The sequence below is a fragment of the Bradyrhizobium sp. LTSPM299 genome (assembly GCF_000938235.1).
Lineage (GTDB): Bacteria > Pseudomonadota > Alphaproteobacteria > Rhizobiales > Xanthobacteraceae > Bradyrhizobium.
In genome coordinates this window covers 107,559-120,729 of the sequence record NZ_JYMU01000098.1, presented here as the reverse complement: position 1 = coordinate 120,729, position 13,171 = coordinate 107,559, and the positions used below count along the sequence as shown (strand labels likewise).

Annotated in this window: 11 protein-coding genes; 8 read left to right on the top strand and 3 right to left on the bottom strand. The window is 55.7% G+C overall.

The window, feature by feature from the left end:
* Positions 1-87 precede the first annotated feature (87 nt).
* Positions 88-510, top strand: coding sequence for a hypothetical protein (locus tag UP10_RS45010; RefSeq protein ID WP_156180770.1), 423 nt, complete (start codon positions 88-90; stop codon positions 508-510).
* A 576-nt stretch (positions 511-1,086) separates the two neighbouring features.
* Here the strand turns inward: UP10_RS45010 and UP10_RS41130 are convergent.
* Both UP10_RS41130 and UP10_RS41125 read right to left on the bottom strand, forming a co-directional pair.
* On the bottom strand, positions 1,087-2,583 hold the full coding sequence (locus UP10_RS41130; RefSeq protein WP_044592844.1) for an aldehyde dehydrogenase family protein: 1,497 nt from the start codon (positions 2,581-2,583) through the stop codon (positions 1,087-1,089).
* Positions 2,580-4,190 carry a GMC family oxidoreductase gene (locus UP10_RS41125; RefSeq protein WP_044592843.1) on the bottom strand — a complete coding sequence of 537 codons (1,611 nt, stop codon included), beginning with the start codon at positions 4,188-4,190 and terminating at the stop codon, positions 2,580-2,582. Before UP10_RS41125 ends, UP10_RS41130 begins: the two co-directional genes overlap by 4 nt.
* Positions 4,191-4,243: 53 nt before the next feature.
* On the opposite strand from UP10_RS41125, the gene UP10_RS45000 reads away from it, so the two are divergent.
* The 3 genes from UP10_RS45000 to UP10_RS41110 all read left to right on the top strand — a co-directional run bounded on the left by UP10_RS45000 (position 4,244) and on the right by UP10_RS41110 (position 6,231).
* Positions 4,244-4,399 carry a hypothetical protein gene (locus tag UP10_RS45000; RefSeq protein WP_156180768.1) on the top strand — a complete coding sequence of 52 codons (156 nt, stop codon included), beginning with the start codon at positions 4,244-4,246 and terminating at the stop codon, positions 4,397-4,399.
* Positions 4,400-4,775: 376 nt separating this feature from the next.
* Entirely contained in the window at positions 4,776-5,744 is a 969-nt protein-coding gene (locus UP10_RS43780; protein ID WP_082077555.1) for a helix-turn-helix transcriptional regulator, read from the top strand.
* Positions 5,745-5,814: 70 nt separating this feature from the next.
* Positions 5,815-6,231 (top strand): RidA family protein, encoded by a 417-nt coding sequence (locus tag UP10_RS41110; protein ID WP_044592840.1) that lies wholly within the window; start codon positions 5,815-5,817, stop codon positions 6,229-6,231.
* On the opposite strand, the gene UP10_RS44995 is transcribed toward UP10_RS41110, so the two are convergent.
* Positions 6,228-6,521 carry a hypothetical protein gene (locus UP10_RS44995; RefSeq protein WP_156180765.1) on the bottom strand — a complete coding sequence of 98 codons (294 nt, stop codon included), beginning with the start codon at positions 6,519-6,521 and terminating at the stop codon, positions 6,228-6,230. The genes UP10_RS41110 and UP10_RS44995 overlap by 4 nt on opposite strands.
* A gap of 1,561 nt (positions 6,522-8,082) precedes the next feature.
* Here UP10_RS44995 and UP10_RS43775 point away from each other — a divergent pair.
* From UP10_RS43775 to UP10_RS43770, 4 genes are all read left to right on the top strand, one after another.
* Complete coding sequence (locus tag UP10_RS43775) at positions 8,083-8,982, top strand: LysR family transcriptional regulator (protein ID WP_082077554.1); 900 nt, start codon at positions 8,083-8,085, stop codon at positions 8,980-8,982.
* 160 nt (positions 8,983-9,142) lie between these two features.
* Positions 9,143-10,366 carry a M24 family metallopeptidase gene (locus UP10_RS41100; RefSeq protein WP_044592838.1) on the top strand — a complete coding sequence of 408 codons (1,224 nt, stop codon included), beginning with the start codon at positions 9,143-9,145 and terminating at the stop codon, positions 10,364-10,366.
* Positions 10,360-11,982, top strand: coding sequence for an N-acyl-D-amino-acid deacylase family protein (locus UP10_RS41095; protein ID WP_082077553.1), 1,623 nt, complete (start codon positions 10,360-10,362; stop codon positions 11,980-11,982). Before UP10_RS41100 ends, UP10_RS41095 begins: the two co-directional genes overlap by 7 nt.
* Positions 11,979-13,160, top strand: a complete 1,182-nt coding sequence (locus tag UP10_RS43770; RefSeq protein ID WP_156180764.1) for a DSD1 family PLP-dependent enzyme — start codon at positions 11,979-11,981, stop codon at positions 13,158-13,160. Before UP10_RS41095 ends, UP10_RS43770 begins: the two co-directional genes overlap by 4 nt.
* Positions 13,161-13,171: the final 11 nt, after the last annotated feature.

Here is a 13,171-nt window from a genome sequence, read left to right as displayed (position 1 = left end):
GCTGGTTTTCCAGGAAGCGCAGCCGGTAGGGGATGCGATCGTGCAACTCTTTAGCTCCGCCGCCGAACCATTAGTCCGGACGTCAGCTTGAATTCTCTTGCCTATGGGGCCGGAATAAAGATTAACCCGAATGAACGCGATCCTGTCACTCTTGCTTTTATTCCTCGATGTGGCGACGCGGTGGCGCGGATGTTGCCATCAATAGCTGTGGTGACGCTATTGTCGATGTTCGGCGCGTCTCCAGGCGGTTTACACGACGATTACGATATGCCCGTCCTGCGCGTTCGAAGTTATCGGTTGATGAAGCATCTGAAAACGATCCTTGGGCGCAAGCCCCGGCTCGACCTTGAATTTGTTCAGAGCCTCAAGGCCGGATCCTCGGCATGGCAAGAGTGGGCTGTTATTTCTCATCTGCTTGCAGCGCTCGATGCATCATCTGGTCGATCGCTCGCACCGAAACACGTACGGAGGGCCGAGAGCTCATTCGCGAGAATATTGGGAAACCTCTAACCGTGGCAAAGAGCGCCGAGCATCTGGGAGTAAGCGTGCGTGCGCTATTTGACGGATTCAAAGCGTTCAGGGGCGTTACCCCCCGGTGAGTTCATGCGCAGCCTTCGATTGGAAGGCGCGCGATGCGCTCCTCTCGGGCAACGGCACAGTCACAGACGTCGCGTTAAGATGGAGGTATGCCCATGTCGGCAAGTTCGCCGCTCGATATAGGCAGCAATACGGAGAATTGCCGGCGCTGGTCCCTGCGTGTCGGCGAAACGACGACAGGCAGAGGTGGCACAATTCGGCGTCGCAGCGCAGGAATCGGCGGAGATTAAGGTCGCCTGCTTTCCCGCAAAGATGGCGCCCGCGGCTCTCGGGTGACATTTCTTGCTTCTTCCACGGCGAGTTCGGGGACGGACGACAGCATTTTGAACAGCCCCCGACGTCATTGAGCGCATGGTTTTCCGCTTCGAAGGCTTCCGCGGCGTCGCCAACCCGATGTGACTAGCGATGCCGACATCTCCTCTCCCAATTCTCCAGGCTGTCACATTGCTCTGGAGTCAGGTCAATACGTAGTCGTTTGTCTATGGACTACTAGGAAACGAGCTCCACCGCCTTGAGCCGACAATAACTCCTCAACCCGGCCATTCCGCCTTCCGCGCCGAAGCCGGACGCTCCCCAACCTTCAGACGCGAGCGCGAAGCCACTCTGCTCCGTTGCGCCGGGTGTCGAGCGAATAGTCAGTTTGCCGGCATCAAGCGCGGTAATAGCTTGGTGGGCTCGGCGCAGGTCCTTCGTCCAAAGGCTCGCTGCCAAGCCGTATTGCGTGTCATTGGCCAGATCAAGCGCCTCATCGAAGTCGGTGAAGGTGTGTATCGACATGACCGGTCCGAAGATTTCCTCACGTGCGATCCTCATATCGCGGGTAACTTCGCCAAAGATCATGGGGGACATGAAACATCCGTTGACGGGGAAGTCCGGCGTCAAAAGCCTCGCGCCATCCTCACGCGCCGATGTCACATAGCTCTGGATGCGTTCCATCTGAGTCGTCGTGGCGATCGCTCCGAAAGTTGAGCTGGGATCCAAGGTGTCGCCAGGAACAACTTCCGCTGCAGCCTTAACAAGGGCATCCACCAATGCGTCACGAAGTGGCGCCTCGACGATCAACCTAGAGCGCGCGACACACCACTGTCCCTGATTCCAGAACGCTTCATGCATGATCTGACTGACCATGCCCTTTATATTCGACCGCATGTCAGCGGTAATGATCTGGGGCGACTTTCCACCAAGCTCGAGCAGCAAGGGCTTGCCGTTGGATTCACCAGAATAGGCCATCAATCGGCGGCCCGTTTGTGTCGAACCAGTGAAGCTTAACATATCGATCCCATGATGCCGGCCGATAGCTTCGCCCACAGTCTTCCCCAGTCCTGTAACGACATTGAAGACCCCATTGGGCACACCCGCCTCTGTGGCCAATTCTGCAAGCCGCAGGGACGAAGTCGAGGCGATCTCAGATGGCTTGAGAACGACGGAATTACCTGCAGCCAGGATAGGAGCGACCTTGAGGCTCGCCATAATGAGAGGAAAGTTCCACGGAATGATTGCGCCAACGACCCCGCGTGAGACCAGAAGATTAAAGGCCAAAGTCGAGATATCCGCGGGAATCACATCCCCGTTCAGCTTATCGATCGCTTCTGCATAGTATCGAAAGAATCCGGCGGAGAAGCCCAGCTCTGCTTTGGCGTTCGATATCGTCTTGCCCATCTCGAGCACATCGAGCAACGCAAGCTCATCTCCGTGCTTCTCGATCAAGTCGGCGATTCTGAGCAGCACAGATTTCTTTGTTAGCGGAGACTTCTTGCGCCAACGGCCGTCCTGAAAGCTTACCCGGGCGGCCTTCACAGCACGATCGACATCCTCGGCCGATCCGACAGCGATACGACATACTTCGCGCCCCGTGGCCGGATTGATCGGCGCAAACGTCTCTTCTGAACTCGACGACACGAATGATCCGTCAATGAACGGTTGCGTGCGAAAGACGAGTCGTTCTGCCCTTGTCTGCCATTCCGCTTTGGTCATCGTATCGGTCATGAGAATGACACTCCGTCTTTAAGGATCAGATCCGACGCTTTTTCAGCAATCATGATGGTGGGTGCGTTGGTGTTAGCGCTAGGAAGGACCGGCATAACCGAGGCATCTACCACCCGTAGTCCGGCTATCCCCCGGACGCGCAGTCGCGCATCTACGACAGCCATGCGATCAGTGCCCATCCGACAAGTGCCGGCTGGGTGGTACATCAGAAACGCGTTGCGCCGAATGAATGCATGCCACTCATCGTCCCTCTGGACCGTGGGGCCTGGCTGCCGTTCATCTACTCGGTATGGTGCAAAAGCAGGCGCATTGAAAATGTTCCGCAGAAGCTTGCAGCCGGAAGTAAGTAATTGCATGTCGCGATCCGATCCGAGCAACTCATGCGAGATCTTTGGAGGTGCTAATGGTTCCCGGGTCGTCAGAGTGATTCTTCCACGCGTCTCGGGCTGGCACACATTGACGGCGGCGCAGACCGCCGGGCGATTATAAAGTGTCAATCCCTTGTCGTTGAAATCATAGACGATCGGTGCGTACGAGATCTGAATGTCAGGACCGTCTGCCCCCGGATTGACGCGAACAAATGCCGCGGCGTGACCGATGGAGGCTGTTCCAGGCCCCTTACCACGCAGCAGGAAATTGGCCCCGTGCACGATCGCGCGGAGCGGAGTCGCCTCCATGTTCAACGTGCGAACGTTGACGTGCTCGCTCATTATTACGGCGGGATGCTCCTGAAGATTCTCGCCGACGCCCGGCAAGTCAAGTTTAATTGGGAGCCCCAGTTCGTTCAGGTCGGCGGATGGACCAATTCCCGACAAAAGCAAGAGCTTTGGACTCGCTATTGCGCCGGCACTGAGGATGATCTCGCGCGCGCAGAACGCACTGATCTGCCTACCGCGCCTCCGATAGGCGACGCCGATCGCGTTCGTCCCCTGGATGATGATTTGTTCGACAAACGCGCCGGTTACGATCGTAAGGTTTCTGCGTCGCTTCGCGGGATGCAGATATGCTCGCGCCGTGCTATGCCTCCATCCACCACTCTGGGTGGCTTGGATGAGACCGATCCCTTCTTGATTGGCTCCATTGGGATCTGGATTGTAGGCAAGACCGGCCTCGATGCCAGCCTTAACAAAGATGTCGGTTAGCGGATGTCGTACGCGACTATTAGAAACCGATAGAGGACCTGACCCGCCTCTATAGTCGTTTTCTCCACTCTCATTGGTCTCCGAACGCCGAAAGTACGGAAGGACCGATGCGTAGTCCCATCCGGTATTACCCTGCTGTGCCCATTGGTCATAGTCTCGCCGGTTCCCGCGGACGTACATCATGCCGTTTATCGAGCTCCCGCCGCCCAGCACCCGTCCTCCTGGCCACATGTCACGGCGACCACCTCGAGATGGATCGGGTTCGGCCATATAGCTCCAGTTATACTTGGAGCTCATAATGGCTTTCATCTCCCCAGCCGGTACCCGGACGACGGGTGACCAATCCCAACCACCCGCTTCAAGGAGAAGAACAGAGATGCGCGGATTCGCGCTAAGGCGATTTGCGAGGACGCATCCTGCGGACCCCCCACCAATAACAATGTAGTCCCAGCGCGCTTCGATCATTGCAGAGTCCGTTACGATGCTATTGCTACGTCAAGATTGCGGGATACTCCGAAATGCCGCCGCACCGCCTCGTCGCCGGCGCGAAGCTGGCGATCGATTTCGTGGCGCGCCGAGCCCCATCGAAGTCCGTCGTTGCAATGACGATTGTGGTCTTGATTGCGCTGCGGGAAAGCGCGACCTCGGCGCGGCACGTCAGTTTTCGGCAGTAATTGCGGTCGCGTTCCTTGAGCGATCGACAAAGCAGCGCGTCGCCGTACACCGCTCAAACAAGCTCATTTGCCGGGGGGCTCGTTTCTGCCGGAGGCACCTACAGATGGCGACCCATGGAAGATTGGACCCGTCCCGGCGTGGTCGCGGTGCCCGCGGCGGCGTTGTCTGAAAAAGGCACGCCTCTGCTCGATGTGGCCTCCGAAGATATCGCCACCTGAATTCTCAATGGTAGCATCTGGGGGCCAACTACCGAGGTTGCGAAGGCCGGTTGCCACGGAAAACTACCGATAATAGGCGTTGACCACCGGTTTGCCCACTCGGATACTAATTTGCTTGGTGGTTTTCCAAAAACCGCCGGTTAGTTGGGATGCGAACATGCAGCTTTTTAGCTATCAAACGAACTCGCTGGCTGATGCCTCATCGGTCATGGCAAGGGAGTGGTCACGGCACGATATCAGTAGCCCGGATCGCGACATCCATATGCGATTCCGCCGCCGAACGATCAGTCCGGATGTTAGCCTGAATTCTCTTGCCTATGGGGCTGGAATAAAAATCAAACCGATTGAACGCGATCCGGTCATTCTTGTTTTTATGCCTCGATGCGGCGAGGCGGTGGCGCACTTCCGTACCGCGGATGTCGCCATCAATAGCCGTGCTCACGCTATTGTCGATGTTCGGCGCGTTTCCGAAGCGGTTTACAGCAACGATTTCGATATGCTGGTCCTGCGCGTTCGGATTTCGCGATTGGCGAAGCATCTGGAGACCATCCTTGGGCGGAAGCCCCGGCACGATCTTGAATTCGTTCAAAGCGTCAAGGCCGGTTCCTCGGCGTGGCAGGAGTGGGCCGTCATTTCTCATCTGCTGGTGGCGCTCGATGCATCTGAAAATCCGGAAATATCCCCTCACGTGCTGGCTCCGTTGGAAGAAGCTATTCTTTCTGCATTGCTGGTTACGCAGACAAGCAACTATGCAGAAGAGTTGAACCATCCTGGCCGATCGCTTGCGCCGAAACATGTCAGGAAGGCCGAGAGCTACATTCGCGAGAACGTCGGGAAATCGCTGACGGTGGCAAAGATCGCCGAGCAGCTGGGCGTAAGTGTGCGTTCGCTGTTTGACGGTTTCAAAGCGTTCCGAGGCGTGACCCCTGGTGAATTCATGCGCAGCCTTCGATTGGAGGGGGCGCGGGAGGATCTTCTATCGGGCAAGGGCACAGTCACAGATATCGCGTTGAAATGGGGTTATGCCCATGTCGGCAATTTTGCCGCCCGGTATCGTCAGCAATACGGAGAGCTGCCGGCCTTGACGTTGCGCTTCGGCGAAACGAAGACGCGGCGAGCTGACTAAATTCGGCATTTCAGCGCGGGAATCGGCGAGAATTGACGCCGGCTGCTTTCGTGCAAAACGAACTCGCGGTATGACAATTCTTCTTCAGGTAAGGAGGATCGTCGTGCATGCGATAAAATACTATCTTCCGCCGGCGGGTCTCAAAACGCCGCCCTTGTCCTTCGCGACCGAAGCAGACGGCTTCCTTTTTGTTTCCGGTATCCCCGGGTTCATGGAAGATGGAACGCTCGAACCGAATTTTGCCGAGCAGTTCCATCGCGTGGTCAGCAATATCCGCGACATCCTTCGGCAGGCAGGTTGCGAGTTCAAAGACATCCTCAAGCTCACCGTTTTTCTAACCCGCCCCGGTGATATTGAGGAAATGAACCGGCTCTACGGTCCGGCATTTGGACCCGCACCTTATCCTGCCCGAACGACATTGGTGGTGCAGGCCTTGCCGACTCCGGAAATGCTTCTTGAAGCTGAATGCATCGTTCTTTTACCCTAGAAATGATGGAGCCAACTGGGTTTTCCTCCTGGTTCACCAGGTTTCATTCGGCACGACTTTGTCGATGGCGAGAGTTCTGCAGCATTAACCGAGTTGATCTGCCGCATCATTGTCAAGCGCTCTGCCTCCTCTAAACGTCCATCGGAGGAGGCCTCTACTTTCCGTTGATCTGTCCAAAATGTGAGCCCATCGCCAGCAGAAACCGCCGGATCGAGGGCGGTGATCAAATCGCCTTCAATCAACAGGTCTGAGGCTTCACTGGCCGGTCGGCCGGCCGTGAGCGAGATCACGGTTCCACCCCGAATAAGCTTTCTCGTTCTCATCCCCCTCGCTTCCCCGAGTTTTTCGAGCCAGGAGCCAGCAGCCCCGCGGATGTGAAGGCGACAGGCTGTTCTGTGATGATTGCTGGCGGAGCATTTGCGCCTGCATCGCCGAGAAGTTTTGAAACGCGACCATTGTTGGCTCGCACAGACATCATGCTTCCGAACAGGCAGTTCAGCCGCCAGTAAAACTCGTAATCGGTGAGGTGCCAGCAACTCTTACAAGAGTGCGGTAAAGCACCGTCTTACATTGTCCCTCGCGGACAAGAACGGCCGCCCAAAGTCCACATACCAGATCAGGCACGACCCATTGCGATGTGCTCCAGAGTTCGATGCGCTCGGCGATGACCTCCGCATAGAGCACGTTCGGATCGGTAGGCCCCCTGGAAACCACCTGTCGGCATCGGGCGTTCCGGCCGCGGTTCTGGCCACGACGTCCTCGTCCAATCAGCGAGACATAGGCGTTTCCAGCATCGACCGTAACGGCGACGCGTACGTGCCGGTAGTAAATCCAATGCCACGGCGATCACCATACATGCCGGAACATTGGTCATGATTTCCCGGGCGATCCGGAACAGTGCATCGGTACGCATCATTCCCACCGTAGTTCAAGCGGAAGTCGTAACTCCCGTGCCGCCGGCCGCCGCCGTGACGGGCCCGCAACCGGGTCGAGTGGTTCTCCAACAGGATCAGCCAATGTCGTCGGGGTCGCGACGACCTACGATCGTTTACTCTCACGCTCGCACTCCATGGGATCCGCGGCGCGGCCTAGTCAATGATTTTTGCCGACAGCTGTTGGCCGTTGCCGAAACTTAGCTGTTCCTCGAAGGGCTATTTATCGAGACTTCTTAAAGTTGCACCAGAGGACACCATGCAGGTTAGCTGGTGTGCAAATAGGTTCTTGCAACCGTGACAGAAGCGACGTGCGGTCTGGAGGAAGCCTATCTGATTCCGAAGTGCACGATCTTTTCGCAGGTGTGGTCTGCATGTTGGTCGCCACGTTACTGACTGTGCCGCCTTCTCGAGAAGCGCCCTCATATTTATCCCTCATGTCGGCATTGCGTATTCATATTTTGTTTCGACTACATGCAAAGCGACGTGTGCGAATAAGCAAAGCGACACAATCTACAAATACACCGAACTGCGAGACCCGCTTCTTGCGAATGCAATTTGCGATAGGAGATAAGGTATCAAACTCAATGTCGATATCGAAAGTCGAGTAGCCCGCATGCTGCTCATCCAACTTTGGAAGAAGAGACCGGTGGAATAAGCTCCATCGCCTCTAACCCTCTCTCTAATTGGGCAGCTCGTGAGACAAAAACGATGCAGTGGCCGAACTGAGAGCTGCGGGGGCAGTAGGTCCGCGTTTGGGAAACCACCTTGGCCGACATTCGGTAAACGGATGGAGTCGGTGAACCGAGAAGGCGCTTATGATGACCACCCCAAACATCAATGGGCATGACCACTCGGTTGATGTGCCGAATGACACGCCCCTTTTGCGAGGGCAGTCAACGGACGAAAGGCTTCCAAAGTGAACATAAATCACCTTCGGCATTTGCTTGCGATCGCAGACAACGGCAGCTTTCGCTCTGCGGCACGGCAGTTGAATATCTCCCAAGCAGCGGTCACAAAATCGATAAAGGCTCTTGAGATCGAATTTGGGGTGCCGCTGATTGTGCGAGGTTCAACAAGCTCAAGTTTAACGCAATCCGGTCGTGAACTCCTCATTCACGCGCGCTCCGTGTGCTCTGAGATTGATTATGCCGCCGATCGGATCAGGCGCCTATCGAGAGAAGTCGATTGTAGAATCTCCATCGGGACCATCGCGACTGCAAGTGTAAGATTACTGCCGGAAACGGTACGCTTCTTTCGAACGCGGCATCCGCAATCCATTTTGACGGTGGTGACGGGTTTCACCGGAGTTCTGCTGCCTCGCCTTCTGGAGGGCAATCTCGACATTGTAATTGGGTCTCAGCTCGATGATCCTTTGCCGGCAGGCATAAGGTTTGATCCGTTGTTCTCCGCCAACTATTGCGTGGTTGCCCGCCAGGGACATCCGCTTGGAAACGCCAAGTCATTTGCCCAACTTGCGGATTGTGAGTGGATTCTGCCGACAGAAATGGGGAGGAATACATCTCAATTTCATCGGGTTTACCGCAATCTCGGCATAGCAGGACCCAAGATTCGCATTCACTCGGATTGTCCATTCTTCTTTCTAAAGATGGTGGCGAGTACAGATCTCGTCGGTCTATATCGCCAATATATCATGGATCAAGATGTGCTGCCATTTCCAGCGGCTCTCACGAGTCTATCTGATTTCGTGATAGCCGATCGAATCGGAGTGTTTACGCGCTCTCAGCAATCAACGTCCGTTACGGTCGTTGAGTTCGTCGAAAATCTGCGGGAGCGTGCGGCGCGGTTGGACCAGTAGCGCGCATTTGGCGGGCGTCGTGACGGAAAAGTTGCTGCTTCAGTAGAGTCAATGGCGGTGGCGTTTCCGAAAAGTTATCGCGATAAGTCTTTGAGATCTTCGCTGTCGGGGTTGCGGTTGCTACCAAACTGCATTTGCGGATGTGCAGTGGGAGCGTCTCATGTCGCCAACATTTTCGACTGACGTGGAAGGGCGCTGGCCGTACTCTTGGGAGGAGCGTGCGAAAGTCCTGGAGCTGGAGTTTCCGATAGAAGAGTATCGTCGTCGATTGCAGAAGCTTTATGTCTCGATGGAGGAGAAGGGGGTTGACGTCGCGGTAGTGTACGGTGGGCCAAACAATGACGCCAACGTCCGGTACCTGACTGGCTGGTCGAGTGCGTTTGGGGACACCTTTGTCATAGTGTTCAACAAGCGTGAACCTGTTGTCATCTCAAACAGCATCTTTCACGGCGAACCAATGCACTCCAACGCCCAGACATGCTGGGTGAAGGATTTTAGGCCATTGAAAGCATTCGGGACGGTTCTTCGTCAGCGTAGTATCGTAGAATACGTCGTCGATGCCCTGCGCGAGGAGAATCGGACAACGGGCAAGATTGGCTACGCCGGTGGTCGCCGTTTTCCAGCAGTGTTCGATCGAGAGCTCTACGCGAAGCTTCCTCAGGCAGAATTCATAGAGGTTTCTGATCTTCTCTACTCCTTGCGTCGGATCAAGTCGCCGCTCGAAATTGGTGTCATTAGAAGACTGGCAGCAGCCACGTCTGCGGGTATGGAGGCGGCGCTTGAAGCGGCCAAGCCAGGCAACTCAGAGAGCGGTCTATCGGCTGCCGCTCACCAAGCAATGATAGCGCATGGCTGTGAAGTCATACCGTTCGGTCCCAAGTGTCAAGCGGGAGTGCGGAGCGCCATGAAAAACGTATTTCCGCTGCCGGGAAAGATTATACAGGCTGGAGAGATCGTCTCGATTGATATCTCGGGGCAGATGAATGGCTACATTTCGGACCATCATCGGAGCACTATTGCAGGCCAGGGCACGGCAGAACAGATTCGCCTGTTGGAAGCTTGCGCAGAGGCCGAAGAGGCCGGCATTCGTGCAACGGGACCGGGGGTTAAGGTAGACCAAATTCTCGAGGCGATGTCGTCCGTCGTTAAGAAGTGGGGGTACGAGGAATGGGATTGGTCATGTGGTCACGGGTTCGGCCTCGATTTGGTTGAGGATCCCCTGATCATTCCTAAGAATCCTCGCCCGTTGGAGGCCGGACAGACATTCTTCATCGAGCCAATGATCGTTCCGACTCACATGGGATGCAGTTGCTTTGAAGATCCCATTCTTGTCACTGAGAACGGTGCGGAGCGCCTCACAACTACCAGAGTGCGCACATGGTAGAATGCCTGATCACTGGCGCTCGAGTTGTCGACGGGTCTGGTACAGCATCATTTCCTGCGGAAGTCACGATCGATAAGGGATACATTGGGGTCCTTCCGGTTGGCACCTCGATTGAGGCGGATCGATCAATAGCGGCAACAGGGAAGGTGGTCGCTCCCGGCTTCATAGACTGTCATTCGCACAACGATTTGGTGGCGATTGTGGCAGCAGACTTGAACGACAAGATATCGCAAGGGGTTACAACCGAGGTATTTGGCAACTGTGGGTTCTCAGCGTTTCCGGTGACGCGAGAAAACGAGCATCTTGCCGAGAGTCTCATGAGTCTCATCGCGCCAAGTGAACTTGGTCCCGCGCACCGATCGGGCTGGCCTAGTTGGAGCAAGTTCGCAGCAGCAGTAGAGCAGGCGGGCTGTCAGGGTAATATCATTGGGCAGGTGGGGCACCTGATGCTGCGCTCAGCGGTTCTGGGCATGTCGATGCGACAACCAGATGCCGACGAGCTCGGCAGAATGTGTGACTTGCTGGCTCAATGCTTGGAAGAAGGTGCATCGGGTTTATCGTTTGGCCTAATGTACCATCCCAGCAGCTACGCAGAGCAAAATGAAATTAATGCTCTCTGTGAAGTCGCTGCTCGGCATAGTTCATTCGTTTCCGTCCATCTGCGCGGATATGACAGAAAGACCCTCGTTTCAAGTATGAATGAACTTATCTCGGCGGCTGAGTCAACCGGCGTGCGCCTGCAGCTTTCCCATCTGGCTCCAACTGGCCGAGATGGTCAGGATCTAACCGAGGTAATGCTCGACACGGTCGATCAGGCGAATATTCGCGGAGCCGATGTCGCCTTGGACCGCTATCCTTACGAACATGGAATGTCTCGGCTCGGATTAATCTTCCCCAAGTGGGTCGTTTCTGATGGTCCAGAGGAAATGCTTCAGCGTCTTTCCGATCCAGTCGAGATCGCGCGCATGTCTCCCGAGATCGATAGCTTCGTTAACTCAATTGGCTACGACCAAATCAAGCTCATCCGAAATTGCGATCCGCAATATGTCGGTAAAACGCTTCTCGAGATTTCGGAGACATTGGAGATCGCGCCCGCCGAGGCTGCGGCCAGACTGATGCGGGATTCGGCAGGGCATGCGGGCATAACGTTGACGTTATCAACGATGGCGACCCAGGAGAGAGTGATCAAGCATTGCAGGTGCATGGTTGGCTCGGACGGTATGCCTTCCTTAACGGGCACCCATCCCCGAACGTTCGGCACCTTTCCGCGGGTCCTCGGGTCCTTTGTGCGTAAGGGAGTGCTGACCTTGGAGGAGGCGGTCTTTAAGATGAGCGGCTTACCCGCGGAGCGCTTCGGCCTAGTGGATCGTGGTCTAATAAGGACAGGCTTTGTGGCGGACCTTGTTATCTTTGACCCTGAAAGCGTAGGAGATCGTTCTTCCTTTGCAAGTCCGTATGATCTCGCGGGCGGAATCCAGGAAGTCTTTGTCGCCGGCCATCCTGTTTATCGCGACGGAAAGACGCTTGCTGCGCGCCCGGGGCAGGTGTTGACGTGCAGGACGAGATCTGAGCGAGGCGAAAAGCGGCCCAGTGATCCATCAGGAGGTGCTGCGTGAGCTTTAGCACACCAGTTGCCAAAGAGCAGACATTCGGCGGGGGATACGGACCGAACGGCAGATTGATCGGGTGTTCCGGGTCTGCAGACCGGCTCACGACGCCCGCACTTGTGGTCGATCGCGCGCTGCTTATCGGGAACATGGTAGCGCTCGCGAATCTCGCGAAAAGGTCGGGGCTGCGCCTTTGGCCCCATGCAAAGACGCACAAATCGTCGGAGCTGGCTCTTCTTCAACTCAACCATGGAGCGGAGGGAATTTCGGTCGCTAGCGTGCACGAAGCGGAAGTGCTGGCACACGCTGGAATTCGAAATATTCTCATTACGTCGCCGGTCATCGGCACGGACAAGATTCGACGACTGGTACGGCTGACGTCGCTAGCAGAACGTCTAAATGTCGTGGTCGATAACCTGTCGAATGTAACGGAGCTTGCCGAAGCGAGCGTGAGCGCAGGTTGCTCGCGAAGGCTAGGAGTTCTGGTCGACGTCGACATCGGAATGGGACGAACCGGTGTGACCGAGGTGCATCAAGTTGTACCGCTCGCGCGCGCTATTTCTTCATTCAGTCCACTCGAGTTTCGAGGTCTGCAAGGTTACTCGGGAATTGTTCAGCATATCCAAGCTTACTCAGACCGTCGAAGAGCCTACCTTGGTCAACTCGATCTGTTGGGGAAATGCGTCCAAGCTTTGCGCGAGGCAGGATTCCAGGTTGAGATGGTTACTGGCGGAGGAACTGGTTCACTAGGTCTAGACATTGAAAGCGGGATTTTGACCGATCACCAGGCTGGTAGTTACATCTTCATGGACTTGCAGTATCGGAATGTTGAGATCTTTGAAGGACAGGATCATCAGGCATTCCAAAACTCATTGAGCGTCCGTGGTTCAGTCGTTAGCGCGAATGCAACCGGCCGTGTGACGATTGATTGCGGATCAAAAGCGATCGCGATCGATGGTCCAATTCCTGAGGTAAAGGATCCTCTCTCGGCATGCTCATATGAATACTACGGCGACGAGCATGGAAGGGTCTCATTCGACGACCAGGAGGTCCGCCTAGCAGGATCGACTGTGGAGCTTTGGCCGCCGCATTGCGACCCGACAGTTAATCTTCACGATCACTTACATGTCGTTTCAGGAAATGTACTTTGTGGAATCTGGCGCATCGATGCGCGGGGCGTTCTGTAGCGCCCCTCAGT

Coding starts and splice junctions, on each gene's coding strand:
- UP10_RS41130 (WP_044592844.1), bottom strand. CDS start 2,583: ATGACCGATACGATGACCAAAGCGGAATGGCAGACAAGGGCAGAACGA.
- UP10_RS41125 (WP_044592843.1), bottom strand. CDS start 4,190: ATGATCGAAGCGCGCTGGGACTACATTGTTATTGGTGGGGGGTCCGCA.
- UP10_RS45000 (WP_156180768.1), top strand. CDS start 4,244: ATGCCGCCGCACCGCCTCGTCGCCGGCGCGAAGCTGGCGATCGATTTC.
- UP10_RS43780 (WP_082077555.1), top strand. CDS start 4,776: ATGCAGCTTTTTAGCTATCAAACGAACTCGCTGGCTGATGCCTCATCG.
- UP10_RS41110 (WP_044592840.1), top strand. CDS start 5,815: ATGACAATTCTTCTTCAGGTAAGGAGGATCGTCGTGCATGCGATAAAA.
- UP10_RS41100 (WP_044592838.1), top strand. CDS start 9,143: ATGTCGCCAACATTTTCGACTGACGTGGAAGGGCGCTGGCCGTACTCT.
- UP10_RS41095 (WP_082077553.1), top strand. CDS start 10,360: ATGGTAGAATGCCTGATCACTGGCGCTCGAGTTGTCGACGGGTCTGGT.